This is a genomic window from Streptomyces sp. NBC_00259, assembly GCF_036181745.1.
Classification (GTDB): Bacteria; Actinomycetota; Actinomycetes; order Streptomycetales; family Streptomycetaceae; genus Streptomyces; species Streptomyces pratisoli.
The window spans coordinates 4,580,530-4,605,136 of the sequence record NZ_CP108080.1 but is presented as its reverse complement, the minus strand read 5'-3'; the positions used below and the strand labels follow the sequence as shown (position 1 = coordinate 4,605,136).

Below are 24,607 nucleotides of genomic sequence, written 5' to 3'. Positions count from 1 at the left end.
ATATCGATCACGGCTCACGCTCCTGCGGCGACGAGTACGGCGGCGATCGCCAGGACGACGGAGCCGGCCAGCAGCGCGCTGAGGTAGGTCTGCACATTGCCGGTCTGGGCGCGGCGGACGAGCCATCCCAGCCAGTTGGTGCCGGTGCCCGCACCGCGTACGTAGGTGTCCACGACCTCGCGGTCGAGGAATCGGACCAGTTCGGCACCGGCCAGGACGGGGCGGACGAACAGGGCGCGGTAGACGGCGTCGAGGTGGAAGCCGGCGGCCGCGGGGCGGTGCAGCGGGCCGAGCAGCAGCCGGCCGGGGTCGGCGGGGTCGGCCACGGGATGCGGCATGTGCAGGGCCTCCGCCTCGACGAGTGCGGGTTCGGCGTCCGGGTGGGCGACGAGCTGGGGCTCGGCGGCGGGCGCGCCGGCCCGGGCCCGGGCGGCGAGGGCCGTGGTGTGCCGCCAGGTGGCGTAGGTGACCAGTCCGCCGACGAGGGCGACGCCCGTGCCGAGTACGGCGGTGGTGAGCGTCGGCTCCAGGGGCCGCCCGCCGAACCAGTCGTCGAGATAGGCCGCGGTCAGGCCGAAGCCGAGCGACGGGACGGCGAGCACCCACAGCACGGCGTTCATGGCGAGGGGCTGCCTGCCGTGGTCGGGGGCCTCGGCACCTCGGCCGCGGAACGCGAGCAGCCACAGCCGGGTGGCGTACGCCGCGGTGAGCAGTGCGGTGAGCAGACCGGCGAGCAGGACGGCCCAGCCCGCCGCGGCCGGGGCGATCTCGGACTCGCCGAGCGCGGAGTGCTCGGCGGCCACGAGGACGGCTTCCTTGGAGAAGAAGCCGGCGAAGGGAGGAATGGCGGCGAGCGCGAGCAGGGCGACGGTCATCGTCCAGTACGCGTCGGGGATCCGCTTGGTCAGGCCGCTCATCCGGGACATGGCGGCCAGCGAGTTGGTGCCGGCCGCGTGGATGATCACGCCGGCGCCGAGGAAGAGCAGCGCCTTGAACGCGCCGTGCGCGAGGAGGTGGAAGACGGCGGCGCCACGGTCGCCCACGGCGAGGGCGCCCGACATGTAGCCGAGCTGGCCGATGGTCGAGTAGGCGAGGACCCGTTTGATGTCGTCCTGGGCGAGGGCGGCGAGGGCCGAGCCGACCATCGTGATCGCGGCCATCACGGCGAGGACGATCAGCGCTGCCGCGGAGGCGGCGAAGACCGGGAGGAGCCGGGCGATGAAGTAGATACCGGCGGCGACCATCGTGGCGGCGTGGATGAGCGCCGAGACCGGGGTGGGGCCGGCCATGGCGTCGGGCAGCCAGGTGTGCAGCGGGAACTGGGCGGACTTGCCCGCCACGCCGGCGAGCAGCAGCAGCGCCACCAGGGTCGGGTGCTCGATCGCCGCGACGTTGTCGAGGATGCCGGTGATGCGGAACGTTCCGGTGTCCACGGCGAGCGCGAACAGACCGAAGAGGAAGGGGACGTCGCCGAGCTTGGTGACCAGGAAGGCCTTCAGGGAGGCGGCACGTGCTTCGGGCGTCTCCCAGTAGTGGCCGACCAGGAAGTACGAGCAGATGCCCATGATCTCCCAGCCGACCAGCAGCACCATCAGGTCGCCGGAGTAGACGACGAGCAGCATCGCGGAGGTGAAGAGGGAGACGAGGGCCGCGTAGGAGGGGTAGCGGGGGTCGTCGCGCAGATACGCGGTCGAGTAGATCTGCACGCAGGACGCGACGACGCCGACCAGGACGGCGACCAGGACGGCGAATCCGTCGAGGTAGAGGGCGAGGTCGATGGGGACCGAGCCGGTGGGGGTGAGCCGGGTGGCGGCGGTGATCGGCGTGCCACCGCCCTGGCGTACGGCGACGAGGACCGCGAGCACGGTCGCGGCGAGCGTCGGCAGAACGGCCAGGGGGCGGACGAAACCGGGTGCTTTACGGCCGAGGAGCAGGCCGGCGACGGCGCCGAGGAAGGGAAGGAGGGGGACGAGAACGGCGAGGGTCGTCGTGGTCACGCGGTGGCCTCAGCCTTCTCTGCCGGGGCGGCGGCCTCGGCCGGTTCTTGGCCCTCGGCGGTGTCGCGGAGCTTGTCGATGTCCGAGGTGCCGCGATTGCGGTACACCATCAGGACGATCGCCAGGCCGATGCCGATCTCCGCCGCGGCGATGGCGATGGTGAACAGGGTCAGCGCCTGGCCGGTGTGCAGGGTGTCACGGAGCCAGACGTCGAACGCGACGAGGTTGAGGTTGACCGCGTTGAGCATCAGCTCGACGGACATCAGGACCAGGATCGCGTTGCGGCGGGCGAGCACTCCGTACAGCCCGGTGCAGAAGAGCAGGACGGAGAGCACCGCGGGATAGGCGAGATGCATCAGCTCTTCCCCTCCGGGTCCTGGGAGTTCTTGCGGGACAGGACGATCGCGCCGACCAGTGCGGCGAGGAGCAGGACCGAGAGCGCTTCGAACGGCAGCACCCAGTGCCGGAAGAGCATCTCTCCGGAGACCCGGGTGGACCCCTGCACCGGACCGTCCAGGTCGATCCAGGTGGTGCGGAACGCGTCGACGACCACCCAGACCAGGGCGGCCGCGGCGGCCACGGCCACGACGAGGGCGGCGGGGCGGTTGCCCGAGTCGGCGTCCGGGGAGCGGCCGATGGGGGCCTTGGTGAGCATCAGCCCGAAGAGGAGGAGAACGACGACGGAACCGACATAGATCAGCACCTGCACCCAGGCGATGAACTCGGCGGTGAGCAGGAGGTACTCGACGGCGAGGCCGCCCAGCGCGACGACCAGCCAGAGGGCGGCGTGCACCAGCTGTTTGGTCGTGACCGTGACGACGGCCGCGGCGAGGGTGGCGATGCCGACGAGGAGGAACGCGATCTCGACGCCGGTCGGGGACAGGAAACCGTTGCCGGTCCCCGCGACGGCGTTCTGGGCGGAGGCGGTCTGGGCGAGGGCGTGGGCGGCGAGCGTCATGCCTGGCCTCCCTCGGCGGGCGGTGCGGCCTGCTCCGTGGAGTCCGGGCCGGCTTGGGCTGCCTGGGCGGCGGCGAGCTTCTCCGCGGTCTTGCGGGCCGCGGCGATCTCCTTCGGCTCCTCCGCGGCCGGGTCGAGCGCGGGCGGCGCCGGGACCGTCCACATCCACTCCCGGAGCTTGTCCCGCTCATGGGTCAGCTCACGGATGTCCGTCTCCGCGTACTCGAACTCCGGAGACCAGAACAGCGCGTCGAAAGGACACACCTCGATGCAGATACCGCAGTACATGCAGAGCGAGAAGTCGATCGCGAACCGGTCGAGGACGTTGCGGCTGCGCTCACGTCCGCCGGGCACCGCGGCCGGGACCGTCTCCTTGTGGGAGTCGATGTAGATGCACCAGTCGGGGCACTCGCGGGCGCAGAGCATGCAGACCGTGCAGTTCTCCTCGAACAGACCGATCACGCCGCGCGTACGGGGCGGCAGTTCGGGCTGGGCGTCCGGGTACTGCGCGGTGTGCGAGCGCCTCGTCATCGTCCGCAGGGTGACGGCGAGACCCTTGGCCAGGCCTGATCCGGGGATCGGAGGCATTACTGCATCACCACCTTGACGACGCCGGTGAGGGCGATCTGGGCGAGGGCGAGCGGCACGAGCGTCGTCCAGGCGAGCCGCTGCAGCTGGTCCTCGCGCAGCCGCGGATAGGTCACGCGGAGCCAGATCACGATGAAGGCGAGCACGCCGGTCTTGAGCAGGGTCCAGACCCAGCCGAGACCGTCGGCGCCGAACGGACCGTGCCAGCCGCCGAGGAAGAGGACGGTGGTCAGACCGCAGAGGACGACGATGCCCGCGTACTCGGCGAGCAGGAAGAGCGCGAAGCGCAGCCCCGTGTACTCGGTGTACGCACCGAAGATGATCTCGGAGTCGGCGACCGGCATGTCGAACGGCGGACGCTGCAGCTCGGCGAGACCGGCGACGAAGAAGACGATCGCGCCCACGATCTGCCAGGGCAGCCACCACCACTCGAAGGCGTTCAGGATGCCGGGGAGGGAGACCGTGCCGGCCGCCATCGCGACGGACGCGGCGGCGAGCAGCATCGGCAGCTCGTACGCGAGGAGCTGGGCGGCGGTACGCAGACCGCCGAGGAGGGAGAACTTGTTGGCCGAGGCCCAGCCCGCCATCAGCGAGCCGAGCACGCCGACACCCATGACCGCGAGCACGAAGAAGATGCCGGCGTCCACGACGATCCCGACCGCGCCCTCGCTCGGGCCGATGGGGATCGCGACCAGCACGAGGAGGTACGGGAGCAGCGCGACGGCGGGGGCGAGCTGGAAGATGCGGCGGTCGGCGTTGGCCGGGACCACGTCCTCCTTCTGCGCGAACTTCACGCCGTCGGCGACGAGCTGGGCCCAGCCGTGGAAGCCGCCGGCGTACATGGGGCCGAGGCGGCCCTGCATATGGGCCATCACCTTGTGCTCGGTCTGCCCGATGACGAGGGGCAGGACGAGGAACACGGCGAACACGGCGAGAAGCCGCAGGGCGACGTCGAGTGCGTCGTTCACGCGGGGTCGCCTCCTGTGGCGTCGTCCGGCCGCCCGCCGCGTCCTTCGTCGGACCCGGCGTCCGGCCCGGGGGTGGTCGATGGGGTCTCACCGTCGTCGGCGCGGGTGGCGCCCTCCCTGCCGGCGCGGGGCTCGGCGGGCCCGGACTCCGCCCGATCCTCCGGCTCCGGCTCCGGTTCCGCTTCCGGTGCCGGCTGGGCCTCGGGAACGGGCGTCGCGCCCGGATCGGGCTTGGCGCCCGGATCTGGCTCGGGCGCAGGCCCAGCGCCCGGATCGGGCTCGGTATCGGGCTCGGAGGTGTCGAAGGCCGGGCGGGCGTGGTGCCACGGGGCGTCGGCGCTGCGGGGGCGGGACGGCGGGGTGTCGGCGGACTTCGGTTCCGGGGCGTCGGCGGCCGTCGAGTCCGGAGCGTCGGCGAGCTTCGGTTCCGGGGCCGGCGGGCGCTGGCTCGCCGAGCCTTCGGAGACGCTGCGGGAGCGGCGCGCCGTGGCCTCCGGCGCCGTACGGGGGCTGCCCGCCGGGGTGTCGGCGGCAGCGGACTGCGGCGTCTCGGCCGGGCCGGCGGGACCTGCCGGGCCTGCCTGGCTCGCCGAGCCTTCGGACACGCTGCGGGTACGGCGCGGAGGGCGGTCGCCGGCGGCGCGGGGGGCACGGGCGGGGCGGGCCGGTGCCGGGGGGAGCTGGCCCTTGAGGGGGCCCCACTCGTTCGGGTCGGGAACGCCCGGCGGCAGCATCTGCCGCCGCTTGGGCCCACCGTGATCGGACTCCCCCGGCTCCTTCGCGCCCGGCCAGGCCTTCGCGACCCGGGCCGCGAGCACGAAGTCCTTGCGCAGCGGGTGCCCCTCGAAGCCCTCCGGCAGGAGCAGCGGGACCAGGTGCGGGTGGCCGGTGAAGTCCACGCCGAACATCTCGTACGTCTCGCGCTCGTGCCAGCCCGCGCCGGCGTAGATCTCCACGGCGGACGCGAGCACGGGCGCGTCGTGCGGGACGGTGGTGCGCAGCAGCAGCCGACGGACGCCGCGCCCCTCCGGGCCGGTGTCCAGCGCGACGACGTGTGCGCAGACGCGGAAGCCCGTGCCCGGCTCGTCGACGGCGCTGAGCCAGTCGAAATACGCGCAGCCGAGTTCGTCGCGGGCGATGCGCAGCGCGTCGGTCCAGGAGGCCGCGGGGACGTCCACCGTCAGCAGGTCGTACGCCGCCTCGGCCGTGGCGTCGGGCCCGAACCGCTCGGCGACGTCCGTGTCGAAGGCGCTCATGACGCCGCTCCCGACGAGGCTCCCGGCCCGGACGAGGCCGGCGGCTCCGGTGCCGGCGGCGGGGTCACCAGCCCGCTGCGGAGTTCGCCGACGGAGCTGCGCCCCGGGGCGGAGCCGTAGCGCTCGCTCAGCGACTCGCGTGCGATCTTCTCCTGCAGCTTGAGGATGCCCTGCAGCAGTGCCTCGGGCCGCGGCGGGCAACCCGGGACGTACACGTCGACGGGGATGATCTGGTCGACGCCCTTCGTCACCGAGTACGAGTCCCAGTAGGGCCCGCCGCAGTTCGAGCAGGCGCCGAAGGAGATGACGTACTTCGGCTCGGGCATCTGCTCGTACAGCCGCTTCACCGCGGGCGCCATCTTGTCCGTGACCGTGCCGGACACGACCATCAGGTCGGCCTGGCGCGGCCCTGGCGCGAACGGGATCACGCCGAGCCGGATGAAGTCGTGCCGGGCCATCGACGCGGCGATGAACTCGATCGCGCAGCAGGCGAGCCCGAAGTTGAAGACCCACAGGCTGTAGCGGCGGCCCCAGTTCAGGACCACCTTCATCGGCTCGGGCGCGAGCCGGGCGAGAGCACCGAGTCTCTTGGGCTCCGGAAGCAACACGGGCTGGGCGGCCTGCACGCCAGCGGCAGCCTGCCCGCCGCCGGTGGCGGCCTGCCCGGCCGCAGCGGTCTGCGCCCCGGCCTCCGCCGGGCCGGGGGTCTGCGGGGTCACGTCCATGTGAGGACGCCCTTCTTCCATGCGTAGAGAATCCCGACGGCCAGGAAGCCGAGGAAGATGAACATCTCCACGAGCGTCGTCGCGCCGTATCCGGCCGCGGCGAAGACCGTGGCCCACGGGAAAAGGAAGATCGAGTCGACGGCGAAGATCACGTACAGGAAGGCGTAGACGTAGTAGCGGACCTGGGTGTGGGCCCAGCCCTCGCCCACCGGGTCGACGCCGCATTCGTACGTGAGCAGCTTCTCCGGGGTCGGTACGACCGGACGCAGCAGCCGCCCGGCGCCGAACGCCACGGCGACGAACAGCACGCCGACCAGCGCGAGCAGTCCGACGACCGAGTAGCTCTGGAAGTAGTCGGCCGCGAGTACGGTCGGTTCGGGAAGTCTCCGCACGTCCGCCCCTCGCTCCCTGCGCCCCGTTCGATCTGTACGCACGGGAGTCTAGGCCCTGTTAAAGAGACGGTAAGCAGCTGTGTCATGCATCGGTCCGGATCGGGCGCTCGGCAGGTGGGGATATCCCCACTCCGCCCCCACCCACGCACCCCATGGCGTGCAGGGATACGAGCGTGCAGGCTGTCCCTCATGACCCCGACCAGCACCATCCCCGACGGCTCCGCGGACCGGTACGACGGGCCGCCGCCCGCCCGGTTCGCGTACGACCGGCACACCTGGAGGGAGATCGCCTACCTCCTCTCCGGTCTGCCCGTCGCGCTGCTCGGGTTCGTGTACACCGTCGTCATGGTCGCGGTCGGTGCCGGGCTGTCGGTGACGGTGATCGGTCTGCCGCTGCTCGCGGCCGGGCTGGCCGGTTCACGGGTGCTCGGCCGGTGGGAGCGGGCGCGGGCCCGGGCGCTGCTCCGTGTACGGGTGGACGAGCCCAGCCCGCTGCCGCGCCGCCGCGACGGCGGAACGCTCGGCCGGCTGTGGACCGGGCTGAAGGATCCGGTCGGCTGGCGGACGGTCCTGTACGGGTTCATCCGGCTGCCCTGGGCGGTGCTGTCCTTCGTGGTGACGCTGGTGGGGCTGTTCGTGCTGTGGCCGGTGCTCCCCTATGTCGTACGCGCAATGGCCAACGCCGACCGGGCGATGGTCCGTGGACTGCTCTCGCCCTCCGACGAGCTGGAGCGGCGCATCGCCGAGCTGGAGTCGGACCGGGGCGTGGTCGTGGACACGGCCGCCGCGGACCTGCGGCGCATCGAACGCGATCTCCACGACGGCGCCCAGGCCCGACTCGTCGCCCTCGCGATGGGACTCGGGCTGGCGAAGGAGAAGCTGCTGGAGGACCCCGACGCCGCGGCGGCGATGGTCGACGAGGCGCACGGCGAGGTGAAGCTGGCCCTGCAGGAGCTGCGCGACCTGGCGCGCGGCATCCACCCGGCCGTCCTCACCGACCGCGGCCTGGACGCCGCGCTCTCCTCCGTCGCGTCCCGCTGCACCGTGCCCGTGCAGGTCACGGTCGACCTGCCGGCCCGTCCTGCCGAGGCGATCGAGGGCATCGCGTACTTCACGGTCTCCGAGCTGCTGCAGAACGTCAGCAAGCACAGCGGGGCACGGACGGCGGCCGTCGACGTGTGGCGGCGTGAGGACCGGCTCCTGATCCAGGTACGGGACGACGGCCATGGGGGCGCCGCTCCGACCGGCGGCACCGGTATGGCCGGGCTCGCGGAACGGCTCGGGGCCGTCGACGGGCTGTTCGTCGTCGACTCACCGGCCGGCGGTCCCACCGTCGTCACGGCGGAGCTGCCCTGGCGTGACCGGGTGCAGACGGACCGGGGCGCGGCGGCCAAGGCGGGCATGGGGAGGGCGGGCACCCGGCCCGCTCCCGGCGCGCGTACCCGATAGAGGGACCGGCTCATAGAGGAACCAGCTCAAAGGGGAACCGGCTCACGTGCCGGTACGTGCCCGGCAGGCGCACTGCCGCCCCCACGTACCCGAGAAACGAACCGGCGAGCGGGCAGGCCAAACGGTAGGGAAAACCCCACGGACAAGACGGAGAAGGGCCACATGGTGTGCGCCGGGCCCGGCCGGGAGCCTTGAGGCAGTGCACCACCCGCCGACCAGAACGGACGACACGACGATGGCCACGGCATACCGCGCCCAGCCCCAGCCCAGGGCCCACCGCCTCCCCCCGGCACTGCGCGCGCCGTTCGAGGGCCGCACATGGCGCGAGTTCGCCTACCTTCTGCTGAGCCTCCCGCTCAGCGTCGTCTTCTTCTCCCTCGCGCTGGCGCTGACCGCGGCCGGCGCCGGACTGGTGGTCACCTTCCTCGGCATCCCGGTCCTCGCCGGAGCGCTCGCCATGTGCCGCGGCTTCGGCGCGGTCGAGCGGGCGCGGGCGCGGGCGCTGCTGCGGCTGGACGTCGCCGATCCGGCGCCGGTCCGGGCGCAGCGGGCCGGGCTGATGGGATGGATCGGCGCACTGCTCAAGAGCGGGGTGTCCTGGCGGCACCTTCTCTACGCGCTGGTGCACATGCCGTGGGCGGTGTTCGCCTTCTGCGTCTCGCTCACCTTCTGGGCGTACGGCTGGAGCCTGCTGACGTATCCGCTGTGGCAGTGGGTCTTCCCCGTCTACGCGGGCGTCGACGGGCTGCAGCTGTACGGCGACGGCACGCACAACTTCTACCTCGACTCCCCCTTCGAGCTGGCCGTGACCAGCGGGATCGGTCTGCTGTTCGTCCTGGTCACGCCCTGGTTCATCCGTGGGTTCGCCACGGTGGACCGGCTGCTCGTGGCCGGGCTGCTCGGGCCGTCGCGGCTGGAGGGGCGGGTCGTGGAGCTGGAGTCGGACCGGGGCGTGGTCGTGGACACGGCCGCCGCGGACCTGCGGCGCATCGAACGCGATCTCCACGACGGCGCCCAGGCGCGGCTCGTCGCCCTCGCGATGGATCTCGGGCTGGCGAAGGAGAAGCTGTCCGAGGATCCGCAGGCGGCGGCGCGGATGGTGGACGAGGCGCACGGCGAGGTGAAGACGGCGTTGCAGGAGCTGCGCGACCTGGCACGCGGCATCCACCCGGCCGTCCTCACCGACCGCGGCCTGGACGCCGCGCTCTCCTCCGTCGCCTCCCGCTGCACCGTGCCCGTCCTGGTGGAGGTGGACCTGCCGGCGCGGCCGGTTCCGGCGATCGAGGGCATCGCGTACTTCACGGTCTCCGAGCTGCTGCAGAACGTCAGCAAGCACAGCGGGGCACGGACGGCGTCCGTGGACGTGTGGCGTACGGAGGACCGGCTCCTGATCCAGGTACGGGACGACGGTCGCGGCGGTGCGGACTCGTCGGAGGGCGGCGGGCTCGCCGGGCTGGCGGAGCGGCTCGACGCGGTGGACGGACTGCTCGTCGTCGACTCACCGGCCGGCGGCCCCACCGTCGTCACCGCGGAGCTGCCCTGGCGCACCTGACCGGCCGACCGGCCGACCAGCCTCCCCGACGCCCCGACGCCCCGACGCCCCGAAGCGGCTGCACACGGTAATCGGCCCCGCGCGTCGCGCAATGCTGGGATGCTGGTTGACGCAAGGTACGACGGAGCGGGAAGCACAGGGAACGCAGGGGGACGCAGGGTCGTGGAGGACAGGGTGCGGGTGGTCATCGCCGAGGATTCCGTGTTGCTGCGGGAGGGCCTCACCCGGCTGCTGACCGACCGGGGGCACGACGTGGTCGCGGGCGTCGGGGACGCCGACGCGCTGATCAAGACGGTCGCGGATCTCGCCGCGCAGGACTCGCTGCCGGACGTCGTCGTCGCCGACGTACGCATGCCGCCGACGCACACCGACGAGGGCGTGCGTGCGGCCGTGCGGCTGCGCCGCGAGCACCCCGGGATCGGGGTGCTCGTGCTGTCGCAGTACGTGGAGGAGCGCTACGCCACAGAGCTGCTCGCCGGGAACACCCGCGGTGTGGGCTATCTGCTCAAGGACCGCGTCGCCGAGGTCCGCGAGTTCGTCGACGCCGTCGTACGGGTCGCCCGCGGCGGCACGGCGCTCGACCCGGAGGTCGTGGCGCAGCTGCTGGGCCGCAGCCGTAAGCAGGACGTCCTGGCCGGGCTGACGCCGCGCGAGCGGGAGGTGCTCGGTCTGATGGCGGAGGGCCGGACGAACTCGGCGGTCGCGAGGCAGCTGGTGGTCAGCGACGGCGCGGTGGAGAAGCACGTGAGCAACATCTTCCTGAAGCTCGGGCTGTCCCCCAGCGACGGCGACCATCGGCGTGTACTTGCCGTGCTCACCTATCTCAACTCCTAGATACCTGACACTCCGTCAGGTAAAAGAGGGAAGGGTCAGCCGCACAGAACCGGCAGAACAGCCAGAACCACCCGAACCACCCGAACGGCCAGAACCGCCAGAACCGAACCACCGACGGGGAGCGTCTCACCGAAAGGACCGGGGGCGAACGGGAACATGGCAAACCAGGGCACAGCGGTATCTCAAGACCACGTCCGACATGTGAGCGTTCCAGGGAAGGCGACCCTTACGGACGTAGGGTTGGCCTTGGAGCGACCGGCGCGCCGGCCGCAGTCCAGCCGCCTCGAGGGAGGTCCAGTTCAGTGACGCAGGTCAGCAGCCCAGCAGAACACGCAGACGAGGCAGACGAGACCGGCGAGACCCTGGTCGGTGGGCAGCGACGGCCCCCCGGCGAGAAGGAAGTACGGCAGCTGGACCGGGTGATCATCCGCTTCGCGGGTGACTCCGGTGACGGCATGCAGCTGACCGGTGACCGATTCACGTCGGAGACGGCGTCCTACGGCAACGACCTGTCGACCCTGCCGAACTTCCCGGCGGAGATCCGTGCACCCGCCGGCACCCTCCCGGGTGTGTCCAGCTTCCAGGTGCACTTCGCCGACCACGACATCCTCACCCCCGGCGACGCTCCGAACGTGCTGGTGGCGATGAACCCGGCCGCGCTGAAGGCCAACATCGCCGACGTGCCCCGCGGCGGCGAGATCATCGTCAACACCGACGAATTCGCCAAGCGCGCGATGGCCAAGGTCGGCTACGAGGCCTCCCCGCTGGAGGACGGGTCGCTGGACGGCTACAACGTCCACCCCGTCCCGCTCACCACCCTCACGATCGAGGCGCTGAAGGAGTTCGGGCTCTCCCGCAAGGAGGCCGAGCGCTCGAAGAACATGTTCGCGCTGGGTCTGCTGTCGTGGATGTACCACCGGCCCACCGAGGGCACCGAGAAGTTCCTCAGAGCCAAGTTCGCGAAGAAGCCGCAGATCGCCGAGGCGAACGTGGCCGCCTTCCGGGCCGGCTGGAACTTCGGCGAGACCACCGAGGACTTCGCCGTCTCCTACGAGGTCGACCCGGCCAGGACGGCCTTCCCGCCCGGCACGTACCGCAACATCTCCGGGAACCTGGCCCTGTCCTACGGGCTGGTCGCCGCCTCCCGGCAGGCGGACCTGCCGCTCTTCCTGGGGTCGTACCCGATCACCCCGGCCTCGGACATCCTGCACGAGCTGTCGAGGCACAAGAACTTCGGCGTGCGCACCTTCCAGGCCGAGGACGAGATCGCCGGCATCGGCGCGGCACTCGGCGCCGCGTTCGGCGGCTCGCTGGCCGTGACCACCACGTCCGGACCCGGCGTCGCCCTGAAGTCGGAGACCATCGGCCTCGCGGTGTCCCTGGAGCTGCCGCTGCTGGTCATCGACATCCAGCGCGGCGGGCCCTCGACCGGTCTGCCCACCAAGACCGAGCAGGCCGACCTGCTCCAGGCCATGTTCGGCCGCAACGGTGAGGCGCCCGTGCCGATCGTCGCCCCGCGCACGCCGGGGGACTGCTTCGACGCGGCGCTGGACGCGGCCCGGATCGCACTGACCTACCGCACCCCGGTGTTCCTGCTCTCCGACGGCTACCTGGCCAACGGCTCCGAGCCGTGGCGGATCCCGGACATCGACGACCTGCCCGATCTGCGGACCCAGTTCGCCACCGGCCCCAACCACACGCTCGACGACGGCACCGAGGTGTTCTGGCCGTACAAGCGGGACCCGCAGACGCTGGCCCGCCCCTGGGCGGTGCCCGGTACGCCGGGCCTGGAGCACCGGATCGGCGGCATCGAGAAGCAGGAAGGCTCGGGGAACATCTCGTACGACCCGGCCAACCACGACCTCATGGTCCGCACCCGCCAGGCCAAGATCGACGGCATCGAGGTGCCGGACCTGCAGGTCGACGACCCCGACGGCGCGAGGACCCTGGTCCTCGGCTGGGGATCGACGTACGGGCCGATCACCGCCGCGGTCCGGCGCATCCGCCGCGAGGGCGGTGCCATCGCCCAGGCCCATCTGCGCCACCTCAACCCGTTCCCGCGGAATCTGGGCGAGGTCCTCGGACGTTACGGCAAGGTAGTGGTACCGGAGATGAACCTCGGCCAGCTCGCCGCCCTGATCCGGGCGAAGTACCTGGTCGACGCGCACTCCTACAACCAGGTGAACGGCATGCCGTTCAAGGCCGAGCAGCTCGCTGCGGCTCTCAAGGAGGCCATCGATGACTGAGACAGCGTCCTCACTGCTGTCCCTGGTTCCCAAGGCCGAGGCCAAGCAGTCCATGAAGGACTTCAAGTCGGACCAGGAGGTCCGCTGGTGTCCTGGCTGCGGTGACTACGCGATCCTCGCCGCCGTGCAGGGCTTCATGCCCGAGCTCGGTCTGGCGAAGGAGAACATCGTCTTCGTCTCCGGCATCGGCTGCTCCTCCCGCTTCCCGTACTACATGAACACGTACGGGATGCACTCCATCCACGGCCGCGCCCCCGCGATCGCGACCGGACTCGCCTCCTCCCGCCGCGACCTGAGCGTGTGGGTGGTCACCGGTGACGGCGACGCGCTGTCCATCGGCGGCAACCACCTCATCCACGCCCTGCGCCGCAACGTCAACCTCAAGATCCTGCTGTTCAACAACCGGATCTACGGTCTGACCAAGGGCCAGTACTCGCCGACCTCCGAGGTCGGCAAGATCACCAAGTCGACGCCGATGGGCTCGCTCGACGCGCCCTTCAACCCGGTGTCACTGGCGATCGGCGCCGAGGCGACCTTCGTCGCCCGCACCATCGACTCCGACCGCAAGCACCTCACCGAGGTGCTCCGTGCCGCCGCCGACCACCCGGGCACGGCACTGGTGGAGATCTACCAGAACTGCAACATCTTCAACGACGGCGCCTTCGAGGCCCTCAAGGACCAGCAGAAGGCCGAGGAGGCCGTGATCCGGCTGGAGCACGGGCAGCCGATCCGGTTCGGCAGCGACGACTCCAAGGGCGTGGTGCGGGACCCGGCCACCGGAGACCTCAAGGTCGTCGCGGTCACCGCGGAGAACGAGTCGCGGATCGTCGTCCACGACGCGCACAGCGCCAGCCCCACGACCGCGTTCGCGCTGTCCAGGCTGGCCGACCCGGACACGCTGCACCACACCCCCATCGGGGTGTTCCGCAGCATCGACCGCCCGGTCTACGACACCCTGATGGCCGACCAGCTCGACGCCGCGATCGAGCAGAACGGCAAGGGCGACCTGGGCGCGCTCCTCGCCGGCAGCGACACCTGGACCGTCGTCGGCTGACGCACAGCAGCCCGGCGCGACCACGAGGCCCGGATCTCCGCTCAGGAGGTCCGGGCCTCGTCGTACTCCGCCCGCGCCCGCTCCACGTCGCCGAGGCGGCGCTCCGTCCAGCGCGCCAGTGCCCACACCTGCTCGGCGGCCTCCGTGCCGAGCGGCGTGAGGGAGTAGTCCACGCGCGGCGGGATGACGGGCTTGGCGTCACGGTGGACGAACCCGTCGCGCTCCAGGGTCTGCAGGGTCTGGGCCAGCATCTTCTCGCTGACGCCGCCGACGGTGCGGCGCAGCTCGCTGAAGCGGTACGAGCGCTCCAGCAGCGCGGCCAGGACGAGGACGCCCCAGCGGCTGGTCACATGCTCCAGGACGACACGGGACGGGCACAGCTTCTCGTTGACGTTGGCACTAACGCTCATATCAGTACCTTACTTCAAAGTGGGTACTTTCGATCGGTTAGCGCTCACCGTAGGGTCGGTACGAGCTCAACGAGCCCGTACAGAACGGCTTCACGAAGGGTCCGCGGAAGGCCCTCGTGCAAGCCGCCTCCCCCCGCGAAACGGAGAGACCCCCATGAGCAGCATCGTCGTCACCGGAGCCACCGGACGGCTCGGCCGCCTCGTCATCGAGCGGCTTCTGGCGACCGGCGTCCCCGCCGGCACCATCGCCGCCCTCGTGCGCGACAAGGAGAAGGCCGCGGACCTCGCGGCGCGCGGCATCGAGCTGCGGGTCGCCGACTACAGCGCACCCAAGACGCTCACGACCGCGTTCCGCTCCGGCGACCGGGTGCTGCTGATCTCCGGCAGCGAGGTCGGCCAGCGGGTGCCGCAGCACACGGCGGTCGTCTCGGCCGCACAGGCGGCCGGGGTCGCCCAGCTCGCGTACACGGGCGTCCTCGGCGGCCCCGAGGCCGACTTCGAGCTCGCCGCCGAGCACAAGGCCACCGAGCAGGCGATCCTCGACTCCGGCCTGCCGTACACCTTCCTGCGCAACGGCTGGTACACCGAGAACTACACCGAGCACCTCGCCCCGGTGCTGGAGCACGGAGCCGTCGTCGGCAACGCGGGCGAGGGCCGGATCGCCTCGGCGGCCCGCGCCGACTACGCCGCCGCCGCGGCCGCCGTGCTGACCGGCGACGACCACCTCGGCCGGGTGTACGAACTCAGCGGCGACACCGCCTGGTCGCTCGCCGAGTACGCGGCCGAGGTCGCGAAGCAGTCCGGCAGGGACATCGCCTACACCGACGTCCCCGCCGAGACGCATCTGCAGATCCTGACCGGCGCCGGCGTGCCGGAGGCCTTCGCCGCGATCCTCGTCGACGTCGACCACGCCATCGAGCGCGGACGGCTCGCCGGCGGCAGCGGCGATCTGGCCCGGCTCGCCGGACGTCCGACGACACCCCTCGCCGACACGGTGGCCGAGGCCCTCGCGCACCACTGAACGGCGCGTCATGACCGTATGGCGATACGGACATGACAGCGCGGCCCGCTCGGCGCTACCTTCGACGAGGACGGGGCAGCCGACGGGATCACCGCGGCGCAGGGCGGGCTGGAGGGCCAGTGAAGGCGGACAACGAGCAGCGGATCGGCCTGTTGTACGGGATCGGCGCCTACGGCATGTGGGGTCTGGTCCCGCTCTTCTGGCCGCTGCTGAAGCCGGCAGGCGCCGTCGAGATCCTCGCCCACCGCATGGTCTGGTCCCTGGCCGTCGTCGGTGTCGCGCTGCTGGCGCTGCGCCGCTGGGGCTGGATACGGGAACTGCTGCGCGAGCCGCGCAAGCTCGGCCTGATCACCGTCGCCGCCGCGGTGATCACCGTGAACTGGGGCGTCTACATCTGGGCCGTCAACGCGGGCCAGGTGGTGGAGGCGTCGCTCGGCTACTTCATCAATCCGCTGGTCACCATCGCGATGGGGGTGCTGCTGCTCAAGGAGCGGCTGCGGCCGGCGCAGTGGGCCGCGGTCGGTATCGGCTTCGCGGCCGTGGTGGTGCTCGCGGTCGGGTACGGGCGGCCGCCGTGGATCTCCCTGGTCCTGGCCTTCTCGTTCGCCGTCTACGGGCTGATCAAGAAGAAGATCAACATCGGCGGCCTGGAATCGCTGGCGGCCGAGACGGCGGTGCAGTTCCTGCCGGCCCTCGCCTATCTGCTGTGGCTGGGCTCGCAGGGCTCGGCCGACTTCGGCGCGCACGGCGCCGGGCACGCCGCGCTGCTCGCGGCGACCGGCATCGTCACCGCGGTGCCGCTGGTGTGCTTCGGTGCGGCGGCGATCCGGGTGCCGCTGTCGACGCTGGGACTTCTGCAGTATCTGGCGCCGGTGTTCCAGTTCCTGCTGGGCATCGTGTACTTCCACGAGGCCATGCCCGCGGAGCGGTGGGCCGGCTTCTCGCTGGTGTGGCTGGCGCTGAGCATGCTGACCTGGGACGCCCTGCGTACGGCCCGCCGCAACAAGGCGGAGGCGGTGCGTCTCACCCGGGCCACCCGGGCGGCGTCCGCGTCCGCGGCCACGGTTCCGGACGGGGTGACCAGTGTCGTCCTTCCGGACGGGGCGACCGCCACGGTCCCGGATCCTGTGGCCGCCACCGTTCCGGACCCGGCGAAGCGTCCGGAGCCCGCGGCCTGACCCGTCACCCCGGCCGCGGACGCTTCGGCGGCCGTGCGCGGGCGCGGCACCTTTCGGTCGTCCCGTCACTCGTCCCGGGTGAAGTTCCCGTACCGGCGCGCCCGTTGCCGCGCCGTCGACCGAGCCACTATGACTGGTGGGCATGACGCTGCACTGGAAGCTCGTGATCGATGCGACCGACCCGCTCGCCCAGGTCGACTTCTGGGCCGAGGCCCTCGGCTACACCGCGGAGGACAACAGCGCCCTCATCGAGCGGCTGCTGGAGTCGGGAGCCGTACCGGACGCCCTGACCACCGAGCGGCACGGCCGCCGCGTCTGGCGCGATCTGGCCGCCGTCCGGCATCCGGACGATCCGTACGAGGAGGCGACCGGCATCGGGCTCGGCCGACGGCTGCTGTTCCAGCGGGTGCCCGAGACCAAGACGGTCAAGAACCGGCTCCATCTCGACCTCCACTCCGGCCCCGGGCAGCGCGACGAGGAAGTGGCCCGGCTGGTGCGGCTGGGGGCGACGCTGCTGCGCGAGGTGAAGGAGCCGGGCGGGGAGTGGTGCGTGATGCAGGATCCGGAGGGCAACGAGTTCTGCGTGCAGTAGGCGCTACGGCCCGACCCGTTCCTCCCGCTCGACCCGTTCCTCCCGCTCGACCCGTTCCTCCGGCCCGAGCCGTTCCTCCGGCTCCTCCTCCCAGCGGAAGTCCCCGAGCGACGCCGGCTGCCCGGCGGGCTCGACGGCGCCCCGCCGGCGGCGGACGGCACGCAGCACGAGCGCCATCGCGCCAGCGGTGAGGCACATCAGGACGACCGCCGCGGCCGCCAGCAGCACCCCGAGCACGCCCTGCCCCGCCAGCCGCCACGCGACCTCACGGAGGTCCATACACCCGCACGCATACATGGGAGGCAGCGTGCCCGCCGCCGGGTGCGAGGAGAAGACGCGTACGCGGACCGCCGCGCGGCATTGACCATTCCGTTTCCCTCCCGAGCACCGACGTCCGCTTATCGAACCCAACTGACCGGTTTCCGCCCTTGACGGTCAGTCAGCATCTCACTGACCATTCAGCACACAGCCGCACCGCACACGCGCTCGTACCGCATACACGCACTCGCACCACGCACAGCTCCAGCCTCCTGGGACACCGTCGTCACAGGAGGTCTCGCACGTTCCGTCCTGTCCCCGTACGGAATCCGGAGCCCCCACATGACCCACTCCGCGCACAGACGCACCGCCGCAGCCGCGGCACTCGCTCTCGCCGGGCTGCTCACGGCGGCCGCACCGGCCGCCACGGCGGCGGCCGCACCGGCGGCCGCACCGGCCGCCGCACCGAGCGCCGCCACTTCCCCGGCGGCGCTCGCCGCGCCGGACATACCCCTCGCCAACGTCAAGGCGCACCTCTCCGAGCTGCAGTCCATCGCGACCGCCAACGGCGGCAACCGCGCACACGGACGCCCCGGCTACAAGGCCTCGATCGACCATGTGAAGGCCAAGCTCGACGCCGCCGGTTTCACCACCACCGTCCAGCAGTTCACCTCCTCGGGCGCCACCGGCTACAACCTGATCGCCGACTGGCCGGGCGGCGACGCCAACCAGGTGCTGATGGCGGGTGCCCATCTCGACTCGGTCGGCTCCGGGCCGGGCATCAACGACAACGGCTCGGGTTCCGCGGGCGTCCTGGAGACCGCCCTCGCCGTCTCCCGGGCACAGCTGCAGCCGGCGAAGCATCTGCGCTTCGCCTGGTGGGGCGCCGAGGAGCTGGGCCTGGTCGGCTCGAAGTACTACGTCAACAACCTCCCGGCGGCCGACCGTTCGAAGATCTCCGGCTATCTCAACTTCGACATGATCGGCTCACCGAACCCCGGCTACTTCGTCTACGACGACGACCCGACGATCGAGCAGACCTTCAAGGACTACTACGCCGGGCTCGGTGTGGCCACCGAGATCGAGACCGAGGGCGACGGCCGCTCGGACCACGCCTCGTTCAAGAACGTCGGCATACCGGTGGGCGGACTCTTCACCGGCGCGAGCCGTACGAAGTCGAGCGCGCAGGCCCAGAAGTGGGGCGGCACGGCCGGCCAGGCCTTCGACCGCTGCTACCACTCGTCCTGCGACACCACGGCGAACATCAACGACACCGCGATCGACCGCAACAGCGACGCCATCGCCCACGCCATCTGGACCCTGTCCGCCGGGACGACCGTCCCGGGCGACGTGTACGAGACCACCGCGGACGTCGCCGTCCCCGACAACGGAGCCGCGGTGACCTCGTCCGTCACCGTGTCCGGCCGTTCGGGGAACGCACCGACGACGCTCAGGGTGGGCGTGGACATCAAGCACACCTGGCGCGGTGACCTGGTCGTCGATCTGCTGGCGCCCGACGGCACGTCGTACCGCCTGAAGAACTCCAGCAGCAACGACTCGGCGGACAACGTCGTCGCCACGTACACCGTGAACGCGTCGAGCGAGTCCGCGAACGGCACCTGGAAGCTCCGGGTGCAGGACGTGGCGTCACAGGACACCGGCTACATCGACAGCTGGAGGCTCACCTTCTGAGCCCTCCCCCCACGCGCCACCCCCCAGGGACTGCATGCGCATGCATATACTGCATGCGCATGCAGTTGTGTTCTGCGGGTGGCTGCGGTCACCCCGGGAGGGTGGAGCCTTCATGACCAGGTCGTTTCTCTTTCTGCTCGGCAGCAGCCGCACCGGCGGCAACACCGAGGCGCTGGCGCGGCTCGCCGCCGAGCAGCTCCCGGCCGGTGCCGGGCAGCGCTGGCTGCACCTCGACGACCTCCCGCTCCCCGACTTCGAGGACCTGCGCCACGAGGGCGACGGCCGCTACCCCGCACCGACCGGGCACGCGGCCACACTGCTGGACGCGACGCTGGGGGCGACCGACCTCGTCCTCGCCTCCCCGCTGTACTGGTACTCCGTCTCCACCACGACCAAGCGGTACTTGGACCACTGGTCGGGCTGGATGCGGGTGCCGGGGCTCGACTTCCGGCCACGGATGGCGGGACGCACGCTGTGGGGCGTGACGGCACTCGCGGGCGCGCCCGGTGACGCGGACCCGCTGGTAGGTACGTTGCGGCACACCGCGAGGTACATGCGGATGGAGTTCGGCGGGGTGCTGCTGGGCAACGGCACACGCCCGGGCGACGTGGCCGGGGACGACGAGGCGGCGCGGCAGGCAAAGACGTTCTTCACGCCGTGACGCCGGCCTCCGCCCGGGCGTGGCTCACGCCGTGATGTCCTTCGAGGTGAACCGCGCCCACGCCGCCGAGCCGAACACCGCCACGTAGGCACCCTGGAGGCCCAGGTTCCGCAATACGTCGTCCCAGTACACGGGTTCCCGCAGCACGTCGGCGAAGGACAGCCAGTGGTGCGGGAACAGATACGGGTGCACGGCGTCCAGCTGCGGGATCGAGTTCAGGATCTGCACCGTGATCACGAGCCCGACGGTCGTCGCCATCGCGGCGACCCCGCTGCCCGTGAGCGTCGAGACGAACAGTCCGAGCGCCGCGATCCCCGTCAGCGACGCGGCCACCAGCACCGCGACCAACAGTGCGCGGAGCAGTCCGTCCATGAAGGAGATCCGCGTCCCGGAGATGGTGGTGACGTCGCCGAGCGGGAAGAGCAGGGCCCCGGCTGCCAGGGCCGAGGCGGCCACGGCGAGTGTCGCCGCCAGGCAGAAGGCCAGTGTGGCGGCGTACTTGGCGAGCAGCAGCCGGGTCCGGCCGGCCGGGGCGACGAGCAGATAGCGCAGCGTTCCGCTGTTCGTCTCGCCGGCGACCGCGTCGCCCGCGACCACGCCGACCGCCATGGGCAGGAACACCGGCAGGGTCGCGGCGAGCGCGGCGAAGACGAGGAACAGGCCGTTGTTGGTGATCTGGGTGAAGAAGGCGGGACCCTGACCGCCACCGCCGACCGAGCCGCCGTCGCTCGTCTCGATCCTGATGGCGACGCCGATGAGTACGGGTACGGCGGCGAGTACGCCGAGCAGCGCGAGGGTGCGCCAGCGGCGGAAGGTCGTGACCAGCTCGGAGCGGAAGAGGCCGAGGGACCACAGGAGGCGGGGTGTGCCGGCGGCGGACGTGCCGACCCCCGTCGTCCCGATCCCCGTCGTCCCCGCACCGGAATCCGTGGCTGCCGGACCCACCTCCGTCGCACCGGCCTCCGTCGCCCCGGGCACCGTCGTCCCGGCCCCCGTCGTCCCGGCACCGGAATCCGTGCGCGCATCAGCCCGCGACATCGAAACCCTCCCCTGTCAGCGCCACGAACGCGTCCTCCAGGGACGCCCGTTCCTGGCCGAAGGCCCGTACCCGGACACCCGCACGCACCAGGGCCGCGTTGATGTCGGCCAGTTCGGCATCGGCGGGCACCTCGCCCGTCACCCGGTCCTCGGTGACGGCGAGGTCGGTGATTCCGTGCTCCTTCAGCACCCGGGCGGCGTCGGCGGGATCGGGCCCGGTGACGGAGAGGCGGCCCCGGGTCCGCGCGGCGAGCTCGGCGACGGAGCCCTGCGCGATCAGGGCGCCCCGGTTCATCACCGCGGCGTGGGTGCACACCTGCTCGATCTCGTCGAGGAGATGGGACGAGAGGAAGACGGTCGTACCGTCCGCCGCGAGTTCCCTGATCAGCGTGCGGATCTCCCGCATGCCCTGCGGATCGAGCCCGTTCGTCGGCTCGTCCAGCACGAGCAGGCTGCGCGGCTGAAGCAGTGCGGCCGCGAGCCCGAGCCGCTGCTTCATGCCGAGCGAGTACGTCTTCGCCTTGCGCGCCGCGGCGGCCCCGAGTCCCACCCGGTCGAGCGCGCCGGCGACCCGGGCGCGGCGGGTGCGGGGGTCGGCGGACGGATCCGCGGAGTCGTACCGTACGAGATTGTCCCGCCCGCTCAGGTACCCGTACAGCGCGGGCCCCTCGATCAGCGCTCCCACCCTGGGCAGGACGGCGCGGGAGGCGCGGGGCATGGGGGCGCCGAGGACGGTGGCGGTGCCGGAGGTGGGCGCGAGGAGTCCCAGCAGCAGACGGATCGTGGTGGTCTTCCCGGATCCGTTCGGCCCGAGGAACCCGAAGACGCTCCCCGCGGGCACCCGGAGATCGAGCCGGTCGACGGCCGTATGCCCGCCCCGGTACCGCTTGGTGAGCCCGCGCGTCTCGATGACGGCGGCGGCGTCGGTCATCCGTCCCCCTTCGTACGCCCGGGTGCGGGGTGCCCCGTAGGTCACCCCGCACCCGGCTCGAACACGAACCCGACCCGGCGGCCAGGTCGCCCCGCTACCCGGCCACTTCGCCGCTACTTCGCCGCGTTGGCCGCCTTGACCAGCGCGTCCTTCGTGACAGCACCCACGTAGACCTTGCCGTCGTCCGTCATGAGGGCGTTGACCAGACGGGTCTTGAAGACCGTACCGGTGCCGAAGTCGCCCTTGACCTGGTCACCGAGCGCGTCCAGGAACTTCTGGGCCTCCGGCGGGGTGTCACCGGACTTCGGAGCGGTGAGGCCCTCGCCGCCCGGGGCGGTGAGTTCGGCGATGGCGGTCCAGCCCTCACCGATGACGTTCACGCCCTGGGAGCCGTCCACGCCCTCCAGGCCCAGGCCTTCGAGGCCCTTGAAGCCCTTCAGCCCCTCGGGGTGCTCGGTGGCGCCCTTCTCCCGTCCCTCCAGCTCGTCCGCCTCGGTGACCTTCGCGCCCTTCGGCGGGGTGAAGTCGAACGTCGAGGCCTCGGGCTTCGAGAAGTCGACCTTGGTGAAGCCCGCGTCGACCACGGCCTTGCCCCCACTGCTCGGCAGCAGGGTGAACTTCAGCGGCACGCCCTTCTCGGCGTCCACCGCGATGCGTACGGAGCCGATGGTCGAGCCGCTCTGCTTGGGCTTGATGAGCAGCTGGTAGGCGTCGCGGCCGGCGATCCGGGCCGTGCCGTCGACGGTCACCGAGGTCGTGTCGTCCACGGCCTTCAGCGCCTCTTCGGCGAAGTCCTTCGGGGTGCTCGGCAGCTCGCCCGGGGCCGCGTGCTCCTCGTCGGCGCCCTTGCCCGCGGCCTTGTCCGCGTCCTTGCCGTGGAAGACCTCGTTGGACTTGCTGTCGTAGGCCCAGACGTCGTTCCCGTTGTGGATGACGCTGTACTCCGCGGCGTCGTTCAGGATTGACAGCTTCTGTCGGTCCGGACCGTCGGCCGCGACCCGCAGCGTGTGCGTGCCGGACGTCAGTTCCATCAGCTTGGCGTCGGGCGACGCGGCCGAGCCGCCTTCGCCGCCGTCCTCGCCCTTCGGGGCGAAGCTGCTCGCGGCGTCCCCCGCGAGCCCGCCCAGCGACGGAAGGCCCAGGTCGGTGCTGATCTTGACCGTGCCGGACAGCTGCTCGACGTCCGACGCGGCCATCTTCTCGATGAGTTGCTGTGCGGTGACCTCCGGCAGATCGGGGTCGCCGGACGCGGCGAGCGCCGGGACGAGCCCGATGGTCGCCGCGGCAACCCCCGCCACCGCGACGGGGACCGCGTACCGCGCCGCCTTGCGGCGGACGGCGGAGCGCTCCCCGGCCTCCTCGGTGGTCCGTGCGTTGTCGTTCGGTGCCATGGTGTGCCCTACCTCCGTGATCGGCGGCGTCGTCCGTCCAGTGCACGAGTCCACCCCGCGCCGCCATTCTCACCCGTATCGGTCAGGTTGGTGAGGAGTGGTTGTCTCCATCTGACCAAATCGGCCGGTAAGAAGCGTCAGCCCCCGGGATCAACTCCGCGTACTGCTGCGGTATGACCCGAGGGCCTGTCCCGTCCCCCGTCCACTAGGGGTCACGACGGCGGACGTCGCACGATCGGGGTCGCGCGGTGAAGGTGAGGGTCGCACGATGGAGGCACGCGGCACGGCAGCCGTCGCACGACAGGCGTCACGCGGTACGCGGTGGAGGGCGCGACACCGTAGGTGGCGCGGATCGCCTCAGGCGGCGCGGTGGACCACCGCGTCGCACAGCTCCACCAGCGCGGACTTCGCCCAGCACTCGGGCAGCGGCGCCAGCATCGCCCGCGCCTCCTCCGCGTACCGCACGGTGTCCCGCCTGGCCTGCTCCAGCGCGGGGTGGACCCGCAGCCTGGCCAGCGCCTCCGCGTGCCGCGCGTCGTCCGTCAGATCACCCTCGAGGAGCTCGACCAGCTCCAGGTCCTCCGGCCGGCCGTGCACGGCGGCCTGCTCGCGCAGCCGGAGCACCGGCAGCGTGGGGATGCCCTCGCGCAGATCGGTGCCGGGGGTCTTGCCGGACTCGTGCGAGTCGGAGGCGATGTCGAGGACGTCGTCGGCAAGCTGGAAGGCGACCCCGAGCCGCTCCCCGTACTGGGTGAGAACGTCCGTGACGTGCTCGTCGGCGCCGGACATCATCGCGCCGAAGCGGCACGAGACGGCGACCAGCGAGCCGGTCTTGCCCGCGAGCACGTCGAGGTAGTGGTCGACGGGGTCGCGGCCGTCGCGCGGGCCGGCGGTCTCCAGGATCTGACCGGTGACCAGCCGCTCGAAGGCCTCGGCCTGGATGCGGACGGCCTCGGGACCCAGATCGGCCAGGACGTGCGAGGCACGGGCGAACAGGAAGTCACCGGTCAGGACGGCCAGCGAGTTCCCCCAGCGGGCGTTGGCGCTGGCCACTCCGCGGCGCACCTCGGCCTCGTCCATCACGTCGTCGTGGTACAGCGTCGCCAGGTGCGTCAGCTCGACGACGACGGCCGAGGGCACGACGCCCGGCGCGTACGGGTCGCCGAACTGTGCCGCCAGCATCACCAGCAGCGGCCGGAAGCGCTTCCCGCCCGCGCGCACGAGGTGCTGCGCGGCTTCCGTGATGAAGGGCACCTCGCTCTTGGTGGCATCGAGCAGCCCCGCCTCGACAGCCGCCAACCCGGTCTGGACATCGGCCTCAAGAGCCTGGTCCCGCACGCTCAGCCCGAACGGCCCGACGACGGTCACGAGAGGTACTCCTGTCTGCTGACGATCACACGGATTGTCGATGTGTCGC

The 24,607-nt window shown here is 71.6% G+C and carries 24 protein-coding genes; 10 read left to right on the top strand and 14 right to left on the bottom strand.

The genetic code is table 11. The features are described from left to right. Positions 1–14 precede the first annotated feature (14 nt). Genes OG766_RS20900 through OG766_RS20865 form a run of 8 tightly spaced genes read right to left on the bottom strand, consistent with a single transcriptional unit; the run spans position 15 to position 6,883 of the window. On the bottom strand, positions 15–1,997 hold the full coding sequence (locus tag OG766_RS20900; protein ID WP_266381449.1) for an NADH-quinone oxidoreductase subunit 5 family protein: 1,983 nt from the start codon (positions 1,995–1,997) through the stop codon (positions 15–17). Next, the gene (nuoK, locus tag OG766_RS20895; protein WP_266381447.1) at positions 1,994–2,353 is read right to left on the bottom strand and encodes an NADH-quinone oxidoreductase subunit NuoK; all 360 of its coding nucleotides are present in this window, start codon (positions 2,351–2,353) and stop codon (positions 1,994–1,996) included. Before nuoK ends, OG766_RS20900 begins: the two co-directional genes overlap by 4 nt. Further along, positions 2,353–2,955 (bottom strand): NADH-quinone oxidoreductase subunit J family protein, encoded by a 603-nt coding sequence (locus OG766_RS20890; RefSeq protein WP_266381445.1) that lies wholly within the window; start codon positions 2,953–2,955, stop codon positions 2,353–2,355. Before OG766_RS20890 ends, nuoK begins: the two co-directional genes overlap by 1 nt. After that, positions 2,952–3,542 carry a NuoI/complex I 23 kDa subunit family protein gene (locus OG766_RS20885; protein ID WP_266381442.1) on the bottom strand — a complete coding sequence of 197 codons (591 nt, stop codon included), beginning with the start codon at positions 3,540–3,542 and terminating at the stop codon, positions 2,952–2,954. The genes OG766_RS20890 and OG766_RS20885 overlap by 4 nt, the downstream gene beginning before the upstream one ends. Further along, positions 3,542–4,510, bottom strand: a complete 969-nt coding sequence (locus OG766_RS20880) for a complex I subunit 1/NuoH family protein (protein ID WP_266381439.1) — start codon at positions 4,508–4,510, stop codon at positions 3,542–3,544. Before OG766_RS20880 ends, OG766_RS20885 begins: the two co-directional genes overlap by 1 nt. Then, entirely contained in the window at positions 4,507–5,766 is a 1,260-nt protein-coding gene (locus OG766_RS20875; RefSeq protein WP_266381437.1) for an NADH-quinone oxidoreductase subunit C, read from the bottom strand. The genes OG766_RS20880 and OG766_RS20875 overlap by 4 nt, the downstream gene beginning before the upstream one ends. Continuing rightward, positions 5,763–6,491, bottom strand: a complete 729-nt coding sequence (locus tag OG766_RS20870) for an NADH-quinone oxidoreductase subunit B (protein ID WP_266381435.1) — start codon at positions 6,489–6,491, stop codon at positions 5,763–5,765. Before OG766_RS20870 ends, OG766_RS20875 begins: the two co-directional genes overlap by 4 nt. Beyond that, entirely contained in the window at positions 6,482–6,883 is a 402-nt protein-coding gene (locus OG766_RS20865) for an NADH-quinone oxidoreductase subunit A (RefSeq protein ID WP_266381433.1), read from the bottom strand. Before OG766_RS20865 ends, OG766_RS20870 begins: the two co-directional genes overlap by 10 nt. Positions 6,884–7,072: 189 nt before the next feature. Here OG766_RS20865 and OG766_RS20860 point away from each other — a divergent pair, with 189 nt between their 5' ends. The 5 genes from OG766_RS20860 (at position 7,073) to OG766_RS20840 (ending at position 14,018) form a co-directional block, all read left to right on the top strand. After that, complete coding sequence (locus OG766_RS20860) at positions 7,073–8,332, top strand: sensor histidine kinase (protein ID WP_328725959.1); 1,260 nt, start codon at positions 7,073–7,075, stop codon at positions 8,330–8,332. 235 nt (positions 8,333–8,567) lie between these two features. Next, a complete protein-coding gene (locus OG766_RS20855; protein WP_328725958.1) occupies positions 8,568–9,884 on the top strand; it encodes a sensor histidine kinase in 1,317 nt (438 codons plus the stop codon). A gap of 174 nt (positions 9,885–10,058) precedes the next feature. Continuing rightward, on the top strand, positions 10,059–10,718 hold the full coding sequence (locus OG766_RS20850) for a response regulator transcription factor (RefSeq protein ID WP_323137335.1): 660 nt from the start codon (positions 10,059–10,061) through the stop codon (positions 10,716–10,718). 302 nt (positions 10,719–11,020) lie between these two features. Then, positions 11,021–12,964 carry a 2-oxoacid:acceptor oxidoreductase subunit alpha gene (locus tag OG766_RS20845; protein WP_266381427.1) on the top strand — a complete coding sequence of 648 codons (1,944 nt, stop codon included), beginning with the start codon at positions 11,021–11,023 and terminating at the stop codon, positions 12,962–12,964. After that, entirely contained in the window at positions 12,957–14,018 is a 1,062-nt protein-coding gene (locus tag OG766_RS20840) for a 2-oxoacid:ferredoxin oxidoreductase subunit beta (RefSeq protein WP_266381425.1), read from the top strand. Before OG766_RS20845 ends, OG766_RS20840 begins: the two co-directional genes overlap by 8 nt. A gap of 41 nt (positions 14,019–14,059) precedes the next feature. On the opposite strand, the gene OG766_RS20835 is transcribed toward OG766_RS20840, so the two are convergent. Next, positions 14,060–14,428: a winged helix-turn-helix transcriptional regulator gene (locus tag OG766_RS20835; RefSeq protein ID WP_266381423.1), complete on the bottom strand. Its 369-nt coding sequence runs from the start codon at positions 14,426–14,428 to the stop codon at positions 14,060–14,062. Between the two features lie 154 nt (positions 14,429–14,582). Here OG766_RS20835 and OG766_RS20830 point away from each other — a divergent pair, with 154 nt between their 5' ends. The 3 genes from OG766_RS20830 (at position 14,583) to OG766_RS20820 (ending at position 17,219) form a co-directional block, all read left to right on the top strand. Further along, positions 14,583–15,449 carry an SDR family oxidoreductase gene (locus OG766_RS20830; protein WP_266381421.1) on the top strand — a complete coding sequence of 289 codons (867 nt, stop codon included), beginning with the start codon at positions 14,583–14,585 and terminating at the stop codon, positions 15,447–15,449. Between the two features lie 119 nt (positions 15,450–15,568). Further along, complete coding sequence (gene rarD, locus OG766_RS20825; RefSeq protein ID WP_328725957.1) at positions 15,569–16,627, top strand: EamA family transporter RarD; 1,059 nt, start codon at positions 15,569–15,571, stop codon at positions 16,625–16,627. A 142-nt stretch (positions 16,628–16,769) separates the two neighbouring features. Beyond that, positions 16,770–17,219 (top strand): VOC family protein, encoded by a 450-nt coding sequence (locus OG766_RS20820; RefSeq protein ID WP_266381415.1) that lies wholly within the window; start codon positions 16,770–16,772, stop codon positions 17,217–17,219. Between the two features lie 3 nt (positions 17,220–17,222). Here the strand turns inward: OG766_RS20820 and OG766_RS20815 are convergent, their stop codons facing one another. After that, positions 17,223–17,498 (bottom strand): hypothetical protein, encoded by a 276-nt coding sequence (locus OG766_RS20815; RefSeq protein WP_328725956.1) that lies wholly within the window; start codon positions 17,496–17,498, stop codon positions 17,223–17,225. 321 nt (positions 17,499–17,819) lie between these two features. Between OG766_RS20815 and OG766_RS20810 the strand changes: the two genes are divergently transcribed. Both OG766_RS20810 and OG766_RS20805 read left to right on the top strand, forming a co-directional pair. After that, positions 17,820–19,169 carry a M28 family metallopeptidase gene (locus tag OG766_RS20810; RefSeq protein WP_266381410.1) on the top strand — a complete coding sequence of 450 codons (1,350 nt, stop codon included), beginning with the start codon at positions 17,820–17,822 and terminating at the stop codon, positions 19,167–19,169. A gap of 112 nt (positions 19,170–19,281) precedes the next feature. Beyond that, complete coding sequence (locus OG766_RS20805; RefSeq protein ID WP_266381408.1) at positions 19,282–19,830, top strand: flavodoxin family protein; 549 nt, start codon at positions 19,282–19,284, stop codon at positions 19,828–19,830. Positions 19,831–19,854: 24 nt separating this feature from the next. Here OG766_RS20805 and OG766_RS20800 read toward each other — a convergent pair whose 3' ends face one another. The 4 genes from OG766_RS20800 to OG766_RS20785 form a co-directional block, all read right to left on the bottom strand. Continuing rightward, positions 19,855–20,868, bottom strand: a complete 1,014-nt coding sequence (locus tag OG766_RS20800) for an ABC transporter permease (RefSeq protein WP_328725955.1) — start codon at positions 20,866–20,868, stop codon at positions 19,855–19,857. Beyond that, positions 20,855–21,799, bottom strand: coding sequence for an ABC transporter ATP-binding protein (locus OG766_RS20795; RefSeq protein ID WP_266381402.1), 945 nt, complete (start codon positions 21,797–21,799; stop codon positions 20,855–20,857). The genes OG766_RS20800 and OG766_RS20795 overlap by 14 nt, the downstream gene beginning before the upstream one ends. Before the next feature lie 113 nt (positions 21,800–21,912). Further along, a complete protein-coding gene (locus OG766_RS20790; RefSeq protein ID WP_328725954.1) occupies positions 21,913–23,190 on the bottom strand; it encodes a LolA family protein in 1,278 nt (425 codons plus the stop codon). Positions 23,191–23,547: 357 nt separating this feature from the next. Then, the gene (locus OG766_RS20785; protein WP_266381399.1) at positions 23,548–24,558 is read right to left on the bottom strand and encodes a polyprenyl synthetase family protein; all 1,011 of its coding nucleotides are present in this window, start codon (positions 24,556–24,558) and stop codon (positions 23,548–23,550) included. Positions 24,559–24,607: the final 49 nt, after the last annotated feature.

What these genes read in the sequence shown, in the direction of transcription:
- nuoK (WP_266381447.1), bottom strand. Translation starts at nt 2,353, where the DNA reads ATGCATCTCGCCTATCCCGCGGTGCTCTCCGTCCTGCTCTTCTGCACC.
- OG766_RS20890 (WP_266381445.1), bottom strand. Translation starts at nt 2,955, where the DNA reads ATGACGCTCGCCGCCCACGCCCTCGCCCAGACCGCCTCCGCCCAGAAC.
- OG766_RS20885 (WP_266381442.1), bottom strand. Translation starts at nt 3,542, where the DNA reads ATGCCTCCGATCCCCGGATCAGGCCTGGCCAAGGGTCTCGCCGTCACC.
- OG766_RS20875 (WP_266381437.1), bottom strand. Translation starts at nt 5,766, where the DNA reads ATGAGCGCCTTCGACACGGACGTCGCCGAGCGGTTCGGGCCCGACGCC.
- OG766_RS20870 (WP_266381435.1), bottom strand. Translation starts at nt 6,491, where the DNA reads ATGGACGTGACCCCGCAGACCCCCGGCCCGGCGGAGGCCGGGGCGCAG.
- OG766_RS20860 (WP_328725959.1), top strand. Translation starts at nt 7,073, where the DNA reads ATGACCCCGACCAGCACCATCCCCGACGGCTCCGCGGACCGGTACGAC.
- OG766_RS20855 (WP_328725958.1), top strand. Translation starts at nt 8,568, where the DNA reads ATGGCCACGGCATACCGCGCCCAGCCCCAGCCCAGGGCCCACCGCCTC.
- OG766_RS20840 (WP_266381425.1), top strand. Translation starts at nt 12,957, where the DNA reads ATGACTGAGACAGCGTCCTCACTGCTGTCCCTGGTTCCCAAGGCCGAG.
- OG766_RS20835 (WP_266381423.1), bottom strand. Translation starts at nt 14,428, where the DNA reads ATGAGCGTTAGTGCCAACGTCAACGAGAAGCTGTGCCCGTCCCGTGTC.
- OG766_RS20830 (WP_266381421.1), top strand. Translation starts at nt 14,583, where the DNA reads ATGAGCAGCATCGTCGTCACCGGAGCCACCGGACGGCTCGGCCGCCTC.
- OG766_RS20820 (WP_266381415.1), top strand. Translation starts at nt 16,770, where the DNA reads ATGACGCTGCACTGGAAGCTCGTGATCGATGCGACCGACCCGCTCGCC.
- OG766_RS20815 (WP_328725956.1), bottom strand. Translation starts at nt 17,498, where the DNA reads ATGGACCTCCGTGAGGTCGCGTGGCGGCTGGCGGGGCAGGGCGTGCTC.
- OG766_RS20810 (WP_266381410.1), top strand. Translation starts at nt 17,820, where the DNA reads ATGACCCACTCCGCGCACAGACGCACCGCCGCAGCCGCGGCACTCGCT.
- OG766_RS20805 (WP_266381408.1), top strand. Translation starts at nt 19,282, where the DNA reads ATGACCAGGTCGTTTCTCTTTCTGCTCGGCAGCAGCCGCACCGGCGGC.
- OG766_RS20800 (WP_328725955.1), bottom strand. Translation starts at nt 20,868, where the DNA reads ATGTCGCGGGCTGATGCGCGCACGGATTCCGGTGCCGGGACGACGGGG.
- OG766_RS20795 (WP_266381402.1), bottom strand. Translation starts at nt 21,799, where the DNA reads ATGACCGACGCCGCCGCCGTCATCGAGACGCGCGGGCTCACCAAGCGG.
- OG766_RS20790 (WP_328725954.1), bottom strand. Translation starts at nt 23,190, where the DNA reads ATGGCACCGAACGACAACGCACGGACCACCGAGGAGGCCGGGGAGCGC.